The sequence below is a fragment of the Polynucleobacter wuianus genome (assembly GCF_001659725.1).
In the GTDB taxonomy this organism is placed as follows: domain Bacteria; phylum Pseudomonadota; class Gammaproteobacteria; order Burkholderiales; family Burkholderiaceae; genus Polynucleobacter; species Polynucleobacter wuianus.
Map to the genome: position 1 here is coordinate 1251952 of NZ_CP015922.1, position 18076 is coordinate 1270027.

General features: G+C 45.7%; 21 protein-coding genes and 1 tRNA gene. 4 read left to right on the forward strand and 18 right to left on the reverse strand.

The annotated features are described in order from the left end of the window. Positions 1 to 13: 13 nt before the first annotated feature. Complete coding sequence (locus A8O14_RS06505; RefSeq protein ID WP_068948760.1) at positions 14 to 2230, reverse strand: xanthine dehydrogenase family protein molybdopterin-binding subunit; 2217 nt, start codon at positions 2228 to 2230, stop codon at positions 14 to 16. Between the two features lie 9 nt (positions 2231 to 2239). Then, positions 2240 to 2689: a (2Fe-2S)-binding protein gene (locus tag A8O14_RS06510; protein WP_068948761.1), complete on the reverse strand. Its 450-nt coding sequence runs from the start codon at positions 2687 to 2689 to the stop codon at positions 2240 to 2242. A 152-nt stretch (positions 2690 to 2841) separates the two neighbouring features. Between A8O14_RS06510 and A8O14_RS06515 the strand changes: the two genes are divergently transcribed. Together A8O14_RS06515 and A8O14_RS06520 are read left to right on the forward strand one after the other, a co-directional pair. Then, entirely contained in the window at positions 2842 to 3192 is a 351-nt protein-coding gene (locus A8O14_RS06515) for a CidA/LrgA family protein (RefSeq protein WP_068948762.1), read from the forward strand. Then, complete coding sequence (locus tag A8O14_RS06520) at positions 3185 to 3913, forward strand: LrgB family protein (protein ID WP_068948763.1); 729 nt, start codon at positions 3185 to 3187, stop codon at positions 3911 to 3913. The genes A8O14_RS06515 and A8O14_RS06520 overlap by 8 nt, the downstream gene beginning before the upstream one ends. A gap of 13 nt (positions 3914 to 3926) precedes the next feature. Here the strand turns inward: A8O14_RS06520 and A8O14_RS06525 are convergent, their stop codons facing one another. The 5 genes from A8O14_RS06525 to A8O14_RS06545 form a co-directional block, all read right to left on the reverse strand. Beyond that, positions 3927 to 4241, reverse strand: a complete 315-nt coding sequence (locus tag A8O14_RS06525; RefSeq protein ID WP_068948764.1) for a HigA family addiction module antitoxin — start codon at positions 4239 to 4241, stop codon at positions 3927 to 3929. 8 nt (positions 4242 to 4249) lie between these two features. Beyond that, positions 4250 to 4528: a type II toxin-antitoxin system RelE/ParE family toxin gene (locus tag A8O14_RS06530; protein ID WP_068948765.1), complete on the reverse strand. Its 279-nt coding sequence runs from the start codon at positions 4526 to 4528 to the stop codon at positions 4250 to 4252. Positions 4529 to 4595: 67 nt separating this feature from the next. Continuing rightward, a complete protein-coding gene (locus A8O14_RS06535) occupies positions 4596 to 5573 on the reverse strand; it encodes a Bug family tripartite tricarboxylate transporter substrate binding protein (RefSeq protein ID WP_068948766.1) in 978 nt (325 codons plus the stop codon). A 19-nt stretch (positions 5574 to 5592) separates the two neighbouring features. Next, positions 5593 to 6468 carry an isocitrate lyase/PEP mutase family protein gene (locus A8O14_RS06540; protein ID WP_068948767.1) on the reverse strand — a complete coding sequence of 292 codons (876 nt, stop codon included), beginning with the start codon at positions 6466 to 6468 and terminating at the stop codon, positions 5593 to 5595. Positions 6469 to 6524: 56 nt separating this feature from the next. After that, positions 6525 to 7877 (reverse strand): aspartate aminotransferase family protein, encoded by a 1353-nt coding sequence (locus A8O14_RS06545; RefSeq protein WP_068948768.1) that lies wholly within the window; start codon positions 7875 to 7877, stop codon positions 6525 to 6527. A gap of 88 nt (positions 7878 to 7965) precedes the next feature. On the opposite strand from A8O14_RS06545, the gene A8O14_RS06550 reads away from it, so the two are divergent. Beyond that, positions 7966 to 8946: a Bug family tripartite tricarboxylate transporter substrate binding protein gene (locus A8O14_RS06550; protein ID WP_068948769.1), complete on the forward strand. Its 981-nt coding sequence runs from the start codon at positions 7966 to 7968 to the stop codon at positions 8944 to 8946. A gap of 30 nt (positions 8947 to 8976) precedes the next feature. Continuing rightward, a complete protein-coding gene (locus A8O14_RS06555) occupies positions 8977 to 10566 on the forward strand; it encodes a gamma-glutamyltransferase family protein (RefSeq protein WP_068948770.1) in 1590 nt (529 codons plus the stop codon). 38 nt (positions 10567 to 10604) lie between these two features. Here A8O14_RS06555 and A8O14_RS06560 read toward each other — a convergent pair whose 3' ends face one another. The 11 genes from A8O14_RS06560 to A8O14_RS06610 form a co-directional block, all read right to left on the reverse strand. Then, positions 10605 to 11933 carry an ATP-dependent DNA helicase gene (locus A8O14_RS06560; protein ID WP_082913127.1) on the reverse strand — a complete coding sequence of 443 codons (1329 nt, stop codon included), beginning with the start codon at positions 11931 to 11933 and terminating at the stop codon, positions 10605 to 10607. A 68-nt stretch (positions 11934 to 12001) separates the two neighbouring features. After that, positions 12002 to 12077: transfer RNA gene (locus A8O14_RS06565), tRNA-His, on the reverse strand. Positions 12078 to 12134: 57 nt separating this feature from the next. Then, positions 12135 to 13217, reverse strand: coding sequence for a tRNA dihydrouridine(20/20a) synthase DusA (gene dusA / locus A8O14_RS06570; protein WP_068948771.1), 1083 nt, complete (start codon positions 13215 to 13217; stop codon positions 12135 to 12137). Between the two features lie 94 nt (positions 13218 to 13311). Continuing rightward, positions 13312 to 13575 (reverse strand): hypothetical protein, encoded by a 264-nt coding sequence (locus A8O14_RS06575; protein ID WP_068948772.1) that lies wholly within the window; start codon positions 13573 to 13575, stop codon positions 13312 to 13314. 12 nt (positions 13576 to 13587) lie between these two features. Further along, positions 13588 to 13971, reverse strand: coding sequence for a translational machinery protein (locus A8O14_RS06580; protein ID WP_068948773.1), 384 nt, complete (start codon positions 13969 to 13971; stop codon positions 13588 to 13590). Positions 13972 to 14082: 111 nt separating this feature from the next. Continuing rightward, positions 14083 to 14985 carry a pseudouridine synthase gene (locus A8O14_RS06585; RefSeq protein WP_068948774.1) on the reverse strand — a complete coding sequence of 301 codons (903 nt, stop codon included), beginning with the start codon at positions 14983 to 14985 and terminating at the stop codon, positions 14083 to 14085. A gap of 30 nt (positions 14986 to 15015) precedes the next feature. Further along, entirely contained in the window at positions 15016 to 15804 is a 789-nt protein-coding gene (gene scpB / locus A8O14_RS06590; protein WP_068948775.1) for a methylmalonyl-CoA decarboxylase, read from the reverse strand. Positions 15805 to 15864: 60 nt separating this feature from the next. Next, entirely contained in the window at positions 15865 to 16080 is a 216-nt protein-coding gene (locus tag A8O14_RS06595; RefSeq protein ID WP_068948776.1) for a hypothetical protein, read from the reverse strand. Between the two features lie 14 nt (positions 16081 to 16094). Next, the gene (locus A8O14_RS06600) at positions 16095 to 17312 is read right to left on the reverse strand and encodes a polyhydroxyalkanoate depolymerase (protein ID WP_068948777.1); all 1218 of its coding nucleotides are present in this window, start codon (positions 17310 to 17312) and stop codon (positions 16095 to 16097) included. Beyond that, positions 17309 to 17647: a hypothetical protein gene (locus tag A8O14_RS06605; protein WP_068948778.1), complete on the reverse strand. Its 339-nt coding sequence runs from the start codon at positions 17645 to 17647 to the stop codon at positions 17309 to 17311. The genes A8O14_RS06600 and A8O14_RS06605 overlap by 4 nt, the downstream gene beginning before the upstream one ends. After that, positions 17638 to 18075 (reverse strand): cupin domain-containing protein, encoded by a 438-nt coding sequence (locus A8O14_RS06610; protein ID WP_068948779.1) that lies wholly within the window; start codon positions 18073 to 18075, stop codon positions 17638 to 17640. Before A8O14_RS06610 ends, A8O14_RS06605 begins: the two co-directional genes overlap by 10 nt. Position 18076: the final 1 nt, after the last annotated feature.

Below are 18076 nucleotides of genomic sequence, written 5' to 3' on the forward strand. Positions count from 1 at the left end.
AGAACTGAGCTAATTAAACCAGCTTAATGCCGCTGTTTTTCAAAGGTACTGTGCGATAGCGTTTTCCAGTAGCACGATAGATTGCATTGAGCACTGCAGGAGCCGCAACCGCAATCGTAGGCTCGCCAACACCACCCCACTCTTTACCGCCACCCTGAATCACAATGGTCTCTACCTTTGGCATCTGGGATAGGCGAATCGAATTGAAGGTATCAAAGTTCTTCTGTACCACGGCACCTTTATCAATTGTGATTTCTTCTTCGAACAAAGCAGATAGGCCATATACAAATGAACCAGAGACCTGGCGTGATACCTGTGCTGGGTTAACGATATAACCAGGATCAGTAGCAGCAACGATGCGATGAATCTTCACTTCATTGCCATTCTTCACGGATAACTCACATGCTGCAGCGACATAGCTACCGAAGGAGCGCATTTGCGCAACCCCACGATAAACACCAGGAGCAGCAGGTTTAGTCCAGCCAATACCATCGGCTACTGCATTCAGAACAGCAACTGCACGCGGGAACTCTTGCATGTGCTTACGACGGAACTCCACAGCATCCATGCCCGTTGCCTCAGCTAACTCATCCATAAATGTTTCAATGAATACGGCATTCTGGTTCACGTTCACGCCACGCCAAAACCCGGGTGGCACATGTGTATTGCGCATTGCATGATCAATCGTGAGATTCGGGAAGCTATAAGTAATACCATGCTCACCTGAAGGCTCCAAGCCCTGGAAGGTCAACGGATCTTTACCTTTATTGGCAGCAACTACTGCAGGACGTACCGCAGCCAAAATAGATTGGCCAGATAAACGCATATTCAAACCGGTAACATTTTTCTTATCGTCAATAGCCGCAGTCATCTTACACATCATGACTGGGTGGTAACGACCCTGGGTCATGTCTTCTTCACGTGTCCAGATCAACTTAATGGGTGTGCCCGGCATTTGCTTGGCAATATTGACCGCCTGAGTTGTGTAATCTTGGAAAGCGCCGCGGCGACCAAAGCCGCCACCTAGATTTACTTTGTAGACATTACACTTCTCTGCAGGCAATCCAGAAGCAGCGATCACCGCAGCCAAAGATGCTTCACCGTCTTGTGTTGGCACCCATGCTTCGCAAGAATCTGCAGTCCACTTGGCAGTGGCCGTCTGTGGTTCAAGGGTTGCGTGATTCAAAAATGGATAGAAGTAAGTCGCCTCAATCTTCTTAGATGCATTTGATAGTGCAGAATGCACATCGCCATTAGTAGTATGCACAAATGCATCATTCGCAGTCAGACCCTCTTCCAACATCTTCTTAATAGAAGCGCTAGTGACATTACCGTTCGCGCCGTTATCCCAAACAATATTGACTTGATCTAAAGCGGTTTTAGCTTGCCAGAAGGTTTCAGCAACCACAGCTACAGCTGAATCACCAACTTGAACTACTTTCTTTACGCCCTTCATACTCTGTGCTTTAGCAGCGTCATAGCTCTTGACCTTGCCGCCAAATACTGGAGACTCTTTGATGTTAGCGACCAACATACCTGGCATCTTTAAGTCAATCGCATATACCTGACGACCAGTCACCTTATCTGCAACACCGTCGATACGATTGACTGGCTTACCAATCAACTTCCACTCTTTTGGATCTTTTAATGGAACTTCAGTTGGCACTGGTAATTGTGAGGCTGCTACAGAAACTTTTCCAAATGTTGTTTTACGGCCAGATGGTGTATGCGTGATCAGACTATTGGATGCTACGCATTCAGTAACTGGAACATTCCATTGATTTGCTGCTGCCTGAATTAGCATCATGCGTGCTGCTGCACCGCCCTTACGAACATACTGTTCTGATGTACGGATACCGCGGCTACCACCAGTTGAGTAACTGCCCCAGGCTTGTTTACGCTTAAGACTCTCTGCTGGCGATGGATATTCGTAGCTCACTTTTTTCCAGTCGCATTCCAACTCTTCTGCAACCATTTGCGCCAAACCCGTAATAGTGCCTTGACCCATTTCCGAACGGACAATACGCACGATGACATCATCGTTGGGTTTAACAACAACCCACACACCAATCTCCGGGGTTGCCAGTGGGGTCATAGCGGTTGTGCCAGTGCCCATTGCAGCATTTGCTGCAGACATAAATGTCAGATCAAAGCCGATTGCCAAACCGGTAGCAATCGCACTAGAGCCAACTACAAAATGACGGCGGGAGGTATTAATAGTAGTAGTCATATTTCCTCCTTAAGCTTTGCTAGCAGCATGAATTGCTGCGCGCACTTGTTGGAATGTGCCGCAACGGCAGATATTGGTAATGGATTCATCGATTTGCGCATCTGTTGGCTTTGGGTTATTACGCAACAAAGCAGTTGTTGCCATCACCATGCCAGACTGGCAGTAGCCACACTGTGGCACTTGGTTATCAACCCAAGCTTTTTGCACCTTAGAAAGCTGTCCACTCTTCTCTAAACTCTCAATGGTTTCAATTTTCTTGCCTTCGGCTGCAGCAACAGGCAATGAGCAGCTGCGAACTGCTTGACCCTCAAACAAAACAGTACAAGCACCGCATTGACCCACTCCACAACCATACTTGGTTCCGGTGAGGCCAATTTGCTCACGAATTACCCACAGTAATGGGGTATCTGGATCTACATCCACCTTATATTTCTTGCCATTGACATTTAACTCAGCCATGAGCGGTCTCCTATTTATCTCTGTTCTTGTTTTACTTTTGATACTTATTTTTTAAGGGGCTTTACTACAAAACCCCTATTAATTTCCTATATTTATCTTACTCAAGAAATCATTTATTGCTATGCAACATAAATCAGAGCCTGTAAGATCAGATGATGATTTCTGGCCTAGTACAAATTCTTCTTTTTCAAAGTCTTGGTGAGTTAGTTTCCAAGTTACTACTCCCCACCCTGCCAGGTCCAGTGATTGGCTTGGTCATGCTGGTTGGATGGCTGGTCATTCGCAAGGGTATTAATACTGAACTGGCTATGGTGGCAGATGGCTTCAGTCAATATCTGGGCTTACTCTTTGTGCCTGCTGCAGTTGGCGTTGTGCTATTTCTACCGCAACTCAAGGCCAATGCATTGGCCATCATATCCGCACTAGTTGCTAGCGTCATCCTGACTATTGGATCAAGTGCTCTGGTGGTTCGCTTTTTAAGCAAGAAAGCTAGCCATGAGTGAAAAGCATTCGATTGTAGAAATTTGGGTTTACTTATCGGGTAGCCCGCTCTTTGCACTCTTTATCACTTTAGCCGCCTATCAGATTGGCCTCACTATTTATAAGCACGCTAAGCAAAATCCCTTAGCTAATCCCGTGGCTATAGCCATCTTGATTGTGGCTAGCACTATCACGCTCATTGAAATGCCCTACTCAACTTACTTTGAGGGTGCGCAATTTATTCACTTCTTACTCGGATCTGCCACTGTATCTTTGGCAATTCCGATCTATCGGGGGTTGAGTAGTCTTAAAGGTAGATCTTTGCCTTTAATTGCATCGCTGTGTACCGGTGGTTTAGTTTCTATTGTGAGCGCCGTAGAAATTGCCAGACTTTTAGGAGCTGATAGCAGCATTACTGGTGCCATGTATCCAAAATCAGTGACCGCTCCAATTGCGATGGGTATTGCTGAGCGCATTGGTGTGTCACCCACTTTGACAGCCATCTTTGCCGTGAGCACTGGAATACTAGGCGCTATCTTGGCGCCCTTTGTGCTCAACGCATTGGGTATGAAAGCTTGGTGGCAAAGAGGATTTGCGATTGGTATTGGCGCACACGGCATCGGTACCTCACGCGCATTTAGCATTCACCCTGAAGCGGGAACCTATGCAAGCCTTGCGATGGGAATGAACGGCGTGATTAGCGCTGTTGCTATCCCCATCATCTATCACTTATTTAATAAGTAATTCATTATTGAGTTTAAGCAGCATGCAGTGCTGGTATGCGAGCATGCTTTACTTTTGGCTTAATAGTCTTTCTTGCTTTCCATAAATCGCAAGCAGATTGTTGAGCCAACCAAACGCTGGCGCTACCACCATTCTTTACACCAAGCCACGCCTCGATACGCAAAGCCATTTCAGGAGATATCGCAGCCTTGGCATTTAATACACGCGACAAAGCAGGACGAGTAACACCCAGCTGCTTGGCCGCTGCAGTTACAGTCAACTCTAGAGCAGGCAAGATATCATCTCGCAAGATGAGCCCTGGATGGGGTGGGTTGTGCATTTTTCTCATTTTTATCGTCAATGGTAATCCTGATAATTCACCAGCATTGCATCTTCCCCTTCAAATCTAAATGTCATCCGCCAGTTTCCGCTCACCACAATTGAGTAGTGGCCCACAGACTTTCCTTGAAGCAAATGAAGGCGCCAGCCCGGCAAATTCATATCCTCCCAGGATCTCGCCTCACTCAACCTTGCGAGTTGTCGCGAGAGCCGTGGAGCATGCGCGCTTTGGATGCCTGCTCTACTACCTGTTTCAAAAAATAGCTGCAATCCTTTGTGGCGAAACGATTTGATCATACCACATTGTATAGCATAGCGTTACACCAATATTGAGTCTCCATAAAGGCATATTTACATTATGGAATTACTCAGATTTGATTTGAGCGGCTTTCACAATCGGTGCAAATCGCACTAAGTCGCCCTTAATTTGCTCACCAAATTTTTCAGGTGTACCAGGTGATGGGAAGATACCCATGGATAGAAGCTTCGCCTTACCTTCAGGTGAATTCAGGATCTCATTTAAAGCTTGATTCAATTTGGTAATAATCGGTTTCGGTGTTTTTGCTGGGGCTAGTAATCCAACCCAATCATCAATCACAAAATCTTTGACGCCACTCTCGATAAAAGTTGGCACATCAGGCATGCTTGGACTACGTTTTGCACTCGACACAGCAATCGCTTTAATTCTGCCAGTAGCAACGTATTGATTTGCTCCAGCAACTGCAGTGTAGACAAGAGGAATATTGCCACCCAATAAATCTAGCAAAGCTTGACCACCCCCTTTATAGGGAACATGAACCAAGTTCGCGCCTGTCTTTTGCTTAAAGAGCTCTCCTGCGATATGCGGAGTTCCACCAGACCCGGATGTGCCATAAGACAGTCCATTAGGATCCTTTTTGGATATCGCAATAACGTCTGCCAAAGTCTTACCCTGAAAATCGTTATTCGCAACAATGATCAAAATGGCGTCACCAATTTTTCCGATAGGTGCAAAGTCTTTCACGCTATCAAAGGGCACCTTGTCAAAAAGTGAAGGATTGATTGATAAAGTACCCGCATAACCCAATAACAAAGTGTAGCCATCAGGTTCAGCAGTGGCAACCATTTGAGTGCCAATATTGCCAGATGCGCCAGGCTTGTTATCGGCAATCACTTGTTGACCCAGCTTCAATGACAATTGCTCCGCAATGAATCTCCCTGAGGTATCCGTTACGCCACCTGGTGTAAACGGAATGATTAAGCGAATGGGTCGATTGGGATAATTTGATTGTGCAAAGCCAGCCAACGAAGTCAGGGCTGTCAGCAAAAAAATGGCGGATGAGAAGTAACGATGTAATGTCATGGCAAACCTTTATCTAGTTTTACTTCGTCTCAACAAAACGTTTCTCAAATTCCCATACATCTTCAAAGCCCATCAGCTTTGATAGATCCCCGAAGTCATATAAATCTACTGGATTATTGATGGAGGAGCCAGAGTCTTTAAAGTGTTCGTACACCTTACTCATTGTCTGTACTGAAGCCAGTAAAGCGGTTACTGGGAAGATGGCGATTTTATAACCCAACTGCTCTAACTCTACTTTTGATAACACAGGAGTTCTTCCCTTCTCCACCATATTGGCTATCAATGGATGATCGGGAAAGGTCTTACCTATGCGTTGCATTTCTTCTTGAGTCTCAGGTGATTCAATAAATAGAATATCTGCACCAGCTCGAGCATATGCTTCACCACGGCGAAGTGCCTCGTCCAAGCCGAGAGTAGTTCTAGCGTCAGTTCTGGCGATGATCTTGAAATTGGGGTCGGCACGTGACGCAACTGCAACCTCAATCTTTCTAACCATGTCTTCCATTGGAATCACTCTGCGGCCGGGTGTGTGTCCACATTTTTTAGGAAACTCTTGGTCCTCTAGTTGAATCGCTACGGCACCGGCAGCTTCATAACCACGAATGGTATGACGTACATTTAATAAGCCACCATAACCTGTATCACCATCGGCAATCAAAGGAGTCTTAGCCATCCCAGCCATCGCAGTTACCCTGCCAACCATTTCGGTATAAGTGGCAATGCCTGCGTCTGGCAATCCTAACAATGAAGCAACCGTACCATAACCCGTCATGTAGAGGGCATCAAAATTCATACGATCTGCTAAGCGTAATGACACCATCTCATAAACTCCAGGTGCAACAATCAATCCTGGTTTACTGAGTCGCTGATTAAACAAATCCCTTTGGGTCGTCATAGGTCTCCTAATTTTTATCTTTTTATTTTGTTCTATGTTTTATTTTATTGGGCGTGCTATGCGTTGATTTTCATTGCAGCATCTATCGCGTCACCCAATACACTACATAAGAATTCAACTTCTTTAGGCTCTGAGATAAATGGAGGCCCCACTGCAATTACATCTCCCGCAACACGCACGAGAGCGCCTCTCTCAATGCATGCTTCTAACACCTTAAGCGCACGCAAACCTGGCTTACCAGAAACTGGATCGAGCTCCACCGCGCCAGATAAACCAAAGTTCCGAATATCCAGAACACCAGCCTTGCCTTTCATGGCATGCAGTCCATTCTCTAAAACAGGTTCGAGTGCTTTTGCACGATTGACCAAGTCATCAGATTCAAAAATATCCAGTACTGCATGACCAGCAGCCGTTGGAATGGGATGGCCTGAATAGGTATAACCGTGGAAGAATTCAATTGCTTGCTCTTGCCCACCATTAGCAATAATGCTGTCATAGATATCACCACGCACGATTACACCACCCAGCGGAATAACGCCATTCGTAATCGCTTTTGCAAAGGTAATCATATCGGGTACAACACCAAATCGGTCGGCACCAAAGTTTGCGCCCAGGCGCCCAAAGCCCGTAATGACTTCATCAAAGATTAATAAGATCCCGTGCTTAGTGCAGATCTCACGAATTTTTTGCAGATAGCCTTGGGGTGGAACAATCACACCCGTCGAGCCCTGAACTGGCTCAAGAATAACGGCAGCAATCGTATTCGCATCCTGGAGTGCAACGATTTTTTCTAACTCATCTGCAAGGTGCGCACCCCATATAGGCTGCCCTTTTGAAAAAGCCATTTGCGAAAGATTGAGAGTATGTGGAAGATGATCAACACCAGGCATCATCATGCTGGCAAACATCTTGCGGTTGGCAACCATACCTCCCACCGAAATACCGCCCATACCAACCCCGTGATAAGCGCGATCCCGTCCAATCATACGAATGCGTGAAGCATTACCCATAATCCGGTGATATCCAATGGCAATTTTTAGTGCGGTATCAACCGCTTCTGATCCGGAGTTTGTAAAAAAGACTTTGTCTAAGCCTGCTGGTGCCATATTGGCAATGCGAGTAGCTAGACTAAAAGTAGCCTCGCTTGCCATCTGAAATGCTGGGCAATAATCCATGGTTTCATACTGCTGAGAAATGGCTGCACCAATTCGTGGGTCTGCATGCCCCAATGGTGAGCACCAGAGCCCAGATAGACCATCAAATAGCTTACGGCCATGATCGTCATAGTAGTAAGCTCCCTTAGCAGACCGCATGATCTTTGGATGCTGATGAAAGTAGCGGTTTGGGGTAAACGGCAGCCAGTACGCTGACATATCTACACCGTTCAGTGTTTTATTTACTGCCGTCATGAATGTCTCTCGAAGTCTATATATATCTGTTTTCTGAATATCCAATACTATATAACCCATTGACCCATTTGACTCTAAGGACCTTGAAATGACTATCCTTAAATCCTGCCTTTTAAGTGCCTGCACCCTACTAAGCTTATTTGGCAACGCTTTTGCCGCCCCAGAGACTGATTGGCCTAAGAAACCCATTCTTGCAATTGTTTCCTTTCCGGCCGGTGGCTCTACCGATATTTTTGCGCGCAGCGTAACTGCTCCCCTGGCGGATTTACTCGGTCAATCTATTGTGGTGGAAAACAAACCCGGTGCAGGCGGCATGATTGGCTTACAAGCTGCTGCCAAAGCTGCCCCGGATGGTTACATCATTCACATTAGTGCATTGACCAATCAATCCATTTCTTCTGCTTTGTTTAAGAACCCCCCTGCTGACTTACAAAAAGATTTTGTTCCTGTCGCTCTAATTGGCACTATTCCCCATTTGATTGTGGTGAACCCTAGCGTTCCCGCTAAAAATCTTCCTGAACTCATTGCTTTTATTAAATCCAAAAAGGGTGATTTCAATTACGCATCCCAGGGTAACGGCAGCCTCTCCCATTTAGAGTCCACCTTGTTTATGCAACGCATTGGCGCTACCGGCACTCATGTTCCTTATAAGGGCAGTAGCTTTGCATTACCTGACCTTATTGCTGGTAACACTTTAATGATGTTCGACAGCGTGACCGCATCCCTACCACACATTCAGAGCGGTAAGCTGCGACCTATTGCTATTGCTGCAGCGGAACGTTCACCACTCATGCCCAATGTACCAACATTGGGGCAAGATGGTATGAAGCAATTTGATGTTGAGAACTTCTATGCGGTCTATGTCCCCAAAGGAACTTCTCCAGCCATTGTGAGTAAGTTAGAGCATGAGATTCGTAAGATTTTGACTAACCCGGACTTTAAGTCCCGGATGGCTGCGCAAGGCATCCATCCGCAATTTGCTAATTCAGAAAAGCTTGCAGAAATTACAGTTGAAGAGGCAAATAAATGGACGAAAGTAGTAAAGTCAGCGAATGTTAAAGTTGACTAATTATTAACTTTTTAATTACTAAAATTAACTATGCTCATTTCTCCCCCATTTGGCGGTGGTCGCGCCCCCGTACTCGCCAGAAATACCGTTGCTAGCTCTCAACCTTTAGCGACCCAAGCCGGTATTGAAGCTCTGCAAAACGGAGGAAATGCCGTCGATGCTGCACTAGCAACAGCGATCACCCTCACCGTAGTTGAACCGACCATGAATGGTCTTGGTGGTGATGGCTTTGCAATTTTGTGGGATGGTAAGAAAATTCATGGTCTCAATGCTTCGGGTCGTGCCCCTGCCGCGTGGACTCCAGAGTACTTTGCAAGCAAGTCTGCGATGGATCTCATCGGCTGGAATACCGTCACCGTTCCAGGAATGGTGGCTGGCTGGATTGCGCTCTCCAGAAAATTTGGCAAGCTGCCATTTGCACAACTCTTTCAGCGTGCAATCGACTATGCAGAAAATGGTTTTCCGGTTTCACCAGTGATTGCACGCCAGTGGCGTGAAGCCATTCCGATTCTCAAAAATCAACCGGGCTTTAGCGAGTCATTCTTAATAGACGGCAAAGCCCCACAGGCTGGTCAGATTTGGAAATACCCTGCTCAAGCAAAGACCTTGAAAGAAATTGCGACTACTGAAGGTGAGTCTTTCTACAAAGGTCCTCTAGCCCAAAGCATGGTTGACTTTGCCAAAGCAACTGGCGGTTGCTTCACCATGCAAGACTTTGCTGATAACGAACCGGATTGGGTTGAGCCCCTCGCTTTTGATTACGGTGACTACACCCTCCTAGAAATTCCACCGAATGGTTCAGGCATTGCCGCACAAATGGCTTTAGGTATTTTGCAGGCTGCCAATGCTAAACAATATCCTGCAAATTCAGCCCAACGTATCCATCTTCAGATTGAAGCAATGCGTTTAGCATTTGCTGATGCTTATGCTTATGTATCTGATGCACGCTCGATGCAAGTTCCAGTATCAAGTCTATTAGATCGTGACTACTTAGCAAGTCGTGCTGCATTGATTGATGATAGCAAGGCTGGTACCTACGGCCCTGGTGATCCCCACTCTGGTGGTACCGTCTATCTTTGCGCTGCCGATGAATCTGGCATGATGATTTCGTATATTCAGTCAAACTTCAAAGGCTTTGGTTCTGGTGTTGTGGCTCCAGGTGGTATCGCCTTCCACAACCGTGGCATGAGCTTTAGCTTGCTCAATGGTCACCCCAATCAGGTTGCTCCTGGTAAGCGCCCCTTCCATACAATCTTGCCCGGGTTCTTAACAAAAGATGGCAAACCACTAATGGCATTCGGTGTGATGGGTGGCAATATGCAACCGCAAGGACATCTTCAATTTGTAATGCGTTTTGTTGATGAGTATCTCAATCCGCAAGCCTGCTCTGATGCTCCACGCTGGCGTATTGACGATCTTGGCAAACTGACAGTAGAGGCATCGATGCCGCAAGGCGTTGTGGATGGACTAAAAGCCATGGGGCATGAAGTAGCTGTTCAGCCTGCCAGTAGCCTGGACTTTGGTAGCGCACAAGCAATTGCTAAGTTAATGGATGATGTCACCTCTGCTTATATTGCTGGTAGCGATCACCGCCGCGATGGATTAGCCGCTGGGTTTTAAAAAATATAGTCTTGCTTTTTGGTAAGTTACTTAAGGCCTTATTTAGCGGGCAAGCAGTTCAAATAAAAGCGTTTGATCTCTTGATCGCAACTCACATCTCTGGGTTCAATCGGTCTTTGTAGAGAAATGCCTTCAATCGTTTTACAGCGGCTCAGGGCCACATAAACCTGTCCTGATGCAAATGCTCCAGATGAGAGATCTACTTTGACTTTGTCCAAGGTCTTGCCTTGACTCTTATGAATGGTGACAGCCCAAGCCAGCATAAGCGGTATCTGCACATAAGTACCAATAATGCTTGGCGAGATCTTGCCAGACATCATGTCATGGTCGTAGCGATACGATTCCCACTGATTGCCAGTAACTTCTACGGTATTTGAGTAGGGCCCGTTTTGCACCATCACCTTAACCTTATCAGGAAGTAACTCACGTACTATGCCGATCGTGCCATTGACCCAACGCTTCGGAAAGCCTGGATCTGTTGCAGTGAACATCACCTTAGCTCCGACTTTTAAGATTAAATTATTAGGCGACGGCAGATTACGCTCATCGATATTGAACTTACCAGTCGTTTTGCCTGCATAGACCTTACCTTCAGTCGTAATAGCACGTAGTCCAGCCCCATTGATCTGATCAGCTCTTGCATTGGTAGTGGTCAAGGTAATAGTTTGTTCATCAACCGCCTCATCCTTGCGATAGCACTGGGCATTAAGAGTATCGATAGCCTCATCTACATCTTGATTAATTCGAATACGGTTTAAGAGGCTAGCGAAGTGTTCATCTTTTTGGCGGAAAATCTTGGATAACTCCACCATAGTGACGTCTTTACGATGCAAGGCCATGGCACAAAAGAAATAAGGTCCTTCATAGCCTCGATCAGCGAGCACTTGCATGTCTGCACTTGAAACCACTGGAGGCAATTGAAACAGATCACCTACAAACATTACCTGAATGCCGCCAAAGGGCTTGCCTTTTTGCGGACCATTCTCACGTAGGAATAAATCCATAGCATCAACTACATCAGCACGCACCATGGAGATCTCATCAATGATGAGCAAACGAATGTCTTTATAGAGCCGCTTATCGCGCAGCGGCTTAATGTCTTCTTCGGGAAAAATTAAACGTGGTGGCAGTCTAAAGAATGAATGAATAGTCACTCCCTTGACTTGTAACGCCGCTACCCCAGTTGGCGCAACGACGACAACATTGCCGGGGGTAGTTTCTCGCAGATGACCGATTAAGGTTGTTTTACCAGTCCCTGCTTTACCGCTCACAAAGATATAAGGATCTTGACGCTCAATAGCCTCAATCACGGCCTGGTAATCAGGGGTGATTTCGATTTCGTGAGGTTCAATTACTGGCTTAGTCATTTCAAATTATTGTGTTTCATGAGGGCCATATAAAAAGGCTCCAATTTTGGAGCCTTTTGCAATTTGGATGGGGCGAACGACGGGGCTCGAACCCGCGACAACCAGAATCACAATCTGGGACTCTACCAACTGAGCTACGTCCGCCGTTGTAGAAGCTGAGATTATAGCCTTTTTGACAAAAAACTGACTAAAACAGCCTTATTATGCGGTTTCTAACTCAAAAGCAGCCCAATCGCCAAGGCATAGGCTGGCGCCCAGAAAGAAGTCTGCAATGGCTGCTTTACTTTGAACTTTGGCTAATGCATGGTGATCTGAGAGAAGCTGACGCCAGTAGCGTGACCCTGCCCTACCATGCGCCAAGCCCAAAATATGTCTCGTGAATGCGCCAATATAAAAAGGCTTTTGTTTTACTTGGCACTCATCAAACCAAGACCAGACCTGATGCACCAAGGCAATCTGAATACGGTGCCATTCAGTTTCACTAAAAAGATAACCTGCAGCATCTCCATCAGTATTGATTAAGTCATCCCATCCTAATAGCAATGCTGGGAAATGATATGCAGCTCTTCCCACCATAAAGCCGTCAAAGTCATCCCAATGTCCAGCAATTTGCTCGTTCGTTTCTAAACCACCATTAAGCAGTACTTTGAGATTAGGAAAATGTTTTTGCGCATCTAATCTCAATCTAGCAGCAACTTCATAACGTAGAGGTGGTTTACTGCGATTCTCTTTAGGAGATAAACCTTTGAGTACTGCGTTGCGCGCATGTATGGTAACTTGACTAGCACCTGCATCCGCCACAGCCAAAATGAAATCAAGCGCAAACTGATAATCCTTTTCTGAGCTGGCAGCATCCATGGAATCCAATCCCAAGCGATGCTTTACTGAAATCGGAATATCCACCGCCCCCTTCATGGCCTTGATACAGTCAGCCACTAAATGAGGCTCTGCCATCAGGCAAGCACCGAAGGCACCACGTTGCACACGCTCCGATGGGCAACCGCAATTCAGATCGATTTCATCATAGCCCCACTGCTGCGCTAGCTCTGCAGATTTCGCCAAATCACTTGGCTCTGAACCACCCAATTGCAAAACAACAGGATGTTGATCTTGCGAATAATCTAGATGACGTGGCACATCCCCATGCATCAGAGCGCCAGTGGTCACCATCTCGGTATAGAGAACGGCTTCTTTAGTAAGCGTACGATGAAAAGAACGGCAATGACGGTCAGTCCATTCCATCATTGGGGCTACGGCCAGACGCTTCTTAGGGGAATTGATCATGAACTTCTTTTAAATAACGATTAGTGACTATTTTAAATGCATCAGGGCAACCGAAGTTGCCCTGAATAGAATGGGACAAGAGTGCAGTTCTTACCTATTTCAGCTTAGCTAGCTTAGCCTCTAGCTCTACTGCAAGATCTAGTGCGCCCATGTAGCCAGACTTCAGATGATTTGGCAGATCTGGGTCGCCAACCATAGCGCCTAAGGTTTCAACCAGACTAAAAACAATTCCTTTAGCTGCTCCAGCGGCAATCGTATTATTGGCTACCGCTTCATCAATATGATTAACCGCTTCCAAAAAGTAATCGTGACCTGGTAAGCCATCTGGTCCTAGCGCTTCTTTAGTATCTTTACTCATTTTTTTCCTTCTTTAAAGCATCTGATCTACTTTATAGAAAAACTTGCGGGCATAGGCAAGGATTTCTTTATCGCTTGGATGATCTACAGTTTCTACACCAACAATCTTTTCAGCAATCTTGGCATCATGCTGGTGGGCATGCTTAATCAACTCTAATTTAGCTGAGCCTGGCCCCAGAATCAAAATTTCCAGTGATTTATTTACCGCCTCTATAACGGAGTGCAGATATTTGGAATCTAAGATGACTTTACCGCTGCCAACTTCTCCGCCCTTGTGATGCAAATGACTGTGGGTAGATTTACTACGAATGATTTCTGCTTCGCTAGCCTCTTTGCTCAGGAACATGACGTGAGCTTCTTTGTGGTCTATCCAGATGACTGCATGATTTAATGACATATTTTCCCTATTGTTTTGAATGACTACCCTTTCAGGATACTCCTGCAGGCTTCTTTCAATCACTTATGGGCTTGATTTAAGTCAAATAGATGACCTCAAAGAGCAGAACCACTAGAACTCCAAGGTCTTTTGGCTGGTAAATGACCTTGCTTGATTCGTGATGGGATCTTGAAAGGCAATTTCTTTAGCCAATAGCTGTAATGGCTTAGAAATATCGAGGTCATATTCTTGGTATGGCGTGAGAACTGGATAAATCTGATCATGCTTGATTGGGATGCTCAGCGAATTGAGGTGGCAACGCAATTGATGCTTCTTGCCACTGCCTGGAGTGAGGCGATATTTAGCCCAAGGTTTATTGGCTTGAATCAATTCGATGAGCGTATCTGAGTTTGGTTCGCCCTCCACTTCTGCCATCTGCAGGAAGTGTGCTGATTCTTCTAAGCGACTTTGATAAGTCATGGGCAACTGCTTAATCAGCTCTTCTGAGTATGGCGCAATCGCTTCATACGTCTTTTTAACGGCGCGATCTCGAAAGAGGTTTTGATATTGCGCTCTTTCATTAGGATTCACCGAGAAAATCACAAGGCCAGCAGTGTCCCGATCGATACGATGTATTGGGCTCAGGGTTTGAATGTTGACTTTTTTCTTCAGGCGATTGAGAAGTGTTTGATGAAGATAAAGTCCGCTCGGTGTCACCGGTAAGAAATGGGGTTTATCAGCAACTAAAATATGTTCATCTTGAAACAGAATTTGTTCTTCGAATGGAATCTCTGGTTCGCGCGCCAATCTCCTGAAATACATCAGATGCGTATTGGGTTGGTAAGGGTCACTTGCTGCTAGAGGTTGACCTTCTAGATCCAGAATCAGGTTATCGCCAAAGCGTTGCTCCCACTCTGCCGCTTCAATGTGCGGAAACTGGGCAATAAAGAATCGCAACAGGTTTGGATGAGCTTGATCAGCAGGTAAAAATACCCGTGATGCTGACACCCCTTCTGAATTAACCTGAATGCTCATAGCGCCCCATTGCTTGGAGCTCTATTTTAACTACATAGCCTGACCAAATACGGGATCGCGTCTTTCTAGAAATGCTGTAATGCCTTCGCGGTAGTCGCTGCCCATATAGACGTTCTTACGCAGAGACTGCAGGTGCTCAAATACTGCTGGGTTCATGACAGCTGCGTCAGAGAGCATTTGTGCTTGGGCTTTGAGTACTGAGTTAGCTTGCGGTGAACGCGAGGCAATCGTTCTGGCCATTTGATAAGTCTTCGCCTCTAATTCGCCGGACACATAAAGGTGATTGAGAATACCGATTTGTAATGCACGGTCGGCACCAATGGGATCAGCAGTAAGGAACATTTCTTTTACGACATTTAGTGGCATGCGTGACATGAAATGCAAAATGCCACTGGCGGTATAGGGAAGGCCCAGCTTTGCAGGTGTAATTGCAAAGGTGGAGTCATGGTCTCCCATGGCAATATCGCAACTCATTATCAAGTCCGTGGATGCGCCCCAGACTGAGCCATCTACCATTGCAATCACTGGCGCCCTAAATGCACGGATGGACTTCAGAAGCACCATCACAGGATCATCTGCTGGCAAGGGGTCACGTTCAGAACGGGGCAATTCCATTACATCATGTCCTGCCGACCACACCTTATTCTTTTGATCCGATCTCAGTACCAAAACACGCACATCCTCTTTGCCAAATACTTCTAAGGCATGATGCATCTCTTCTATCAAACACTCGCTTAATGCGTTGCGCTTACTGTAATGATTAAAGCGAATAGTGGCAATCAAATCTGCCTGTTCGGTTTTGATGTACTGATAGTTCATTTTGAAATGCTTTTGTCTTATTTTTTATTGAGTATTTCTCTGTCTCTTTATTTTCTAGCGCTATGCGGTAATCAGGATATCTCCGATTTCCATCTTTTCCCACCAGATAAATGGCAGTAAATAGACTGGTTCGCCAGCATCTTGCAGAATTTCTAGGGCGCCATCATTCGTTTTATTGGCTTCATATTTGCCAGGATTTAGCGGAAAACATCCGTTATCCGTACCATCATTACGACGCATTCTAGCGATGATATTGCGGGTGATGTATACGACCATGATTCCTCCTCCATTTATAGAGCTGACTGAATATGATTACGAACAACAGGATAAATCTGTCCATCCCAGCGTTTACCATTAAATACGCCGTAATGTCCCACGCCCGCCTGCAGGTGATGAGACTTCATATAGCCTGGCAAACCACTACAAAGGTCTTGTGCTGCTAAGGTTTGACCAATCCCACAAATATCGTCCCGCTCACCTTCTACGGTTAGCAAAAATGTCTTTTTAATGAGCTTCGGATTGACTAATCGCCCCTGATAGGTCAACTTGCCCATTGCCAGATCGCGATCCATAAAGACTTTTTGAATAGTTTCTAAATAGAATGGGGCCGAGAGATCCATGATTGCAAAGTACTCTTCATAAAAATCATGAATGGCATCCGCTTTTTCTGTTTCACCACTAATGCGATAGTCATAGAGCTTTCTAAATGACTCTGCGTGACGATCCGGATTCATGCTCATGAATGCCATGAGTTGCAAGAAACCGGGATAGACCTTCCGACCTGTGCCGTTGAATTGACCGGGAATGATCCCAATCAATTTTTCTTCAAACCAACTGATCGGCTTACTGGTAGCCAACTCATTTACCTTGGTTGGACTTTGGCTGACATCGATTGGACCTGCCATTAATGTCAAGCTAGCTGGCACATACGGACTTTTATCCTCAGACATGATGGCCGTTGCTGCTAAACAAGCCACTGTAGGTTGGCAGACTGCCATTAAATGGGTTTGTGGGCCAATGATTTTTAAGAAGTTGATGATGTGCTCGACATAAGAATCAAAATCGAACTCTCCACAACTTAATGGAATATCGCGAATATTGAGCCAGTCGGTGACATAGACATCATGATCTCTCAACAAAGTCTTGATAGTGCCAGCCAATAAGGTGGCAAAGTGCCCTGACATAGGTGCAACTAGCAAGATTTTGGGTTGCCCTTCAATGCCTAGTTTTGTAAAGCGCACCAGATTACAAAAATGGGTTGAGTTCACCAACTCTTCGCTAACAGCCTGCTCTACACCGAAAGAATCGAGTACTGCATCAATCTTGAAATCAGGTCTTGTATGCGTAAAACCTAATAATGATATTTGCTCGTAGTGAGCAGCAAGGCGCTGCATGGGATTTAAGGTGAAATTACCAAACCAATTATTAGATACCCGCTCTGAAGCCTTCGCAAATAAGCGAATGGGATCGTGCAAGTTTGAAAAAGTTTGATATGCCTTATACATCATCTATGTGCACCGCTTTCTATATGACGTAAGGCTCGTTCAGTGGTTTTCAAAGTAGGATCAAATACCCTACTTAGGGAGACATCGTTTGCAATGATGGCTGCCGTTTGTGCCGCTCGCGCAGAAACAATCGACAGATTGACAAATCCTGCTACGTTGAAGGTTTTGAGAAGATCAATCTCTTGATCATCAGTTGCTGATAGCTCGCCCGATTCAATCTTCTTATATAGCTCGCGGTAATATTCACGCATACCCTCGAGCTCCTCAGCGAGCGTCATGATCCGCTGAAACAACACAGCAAAATCAGACGCTAATGGATTTTTATTGATCACTTCCATGGGGTGACTCCTGGCACCTCCGCAGGACCAACGGAGACCTCAACAGTACCAAAGTCCGCAGGGCCAACAATCTCCAAATACTCCATGTCTGGAGAATAATCAAACAGGTAGTGAGTAATGCCTGGCATTTGATGGACCACATCACCCGCTTCAACCAAGGTCACCTTGTCTTCATACATGAACTTAGCCCAGCCTTTGTTCATGATGACAATTTGAAACTCAGCTACGTGATAATGCCATCCCGTTCCATCGACTGGTGGCTTATTCGCCTTCACCAAATGGGCAATCACTTTGCCTTTGGTGGCTTTCGCTACGCCTAAATCACGATACAGAAAGAAGTCCCTCAATCCACCAGGAAGAAACTGTGTATCAGCCAGTTTTACATGGGAAAACTCGGTATCGCTCTTCAACTTTACAGGTGCATTCATG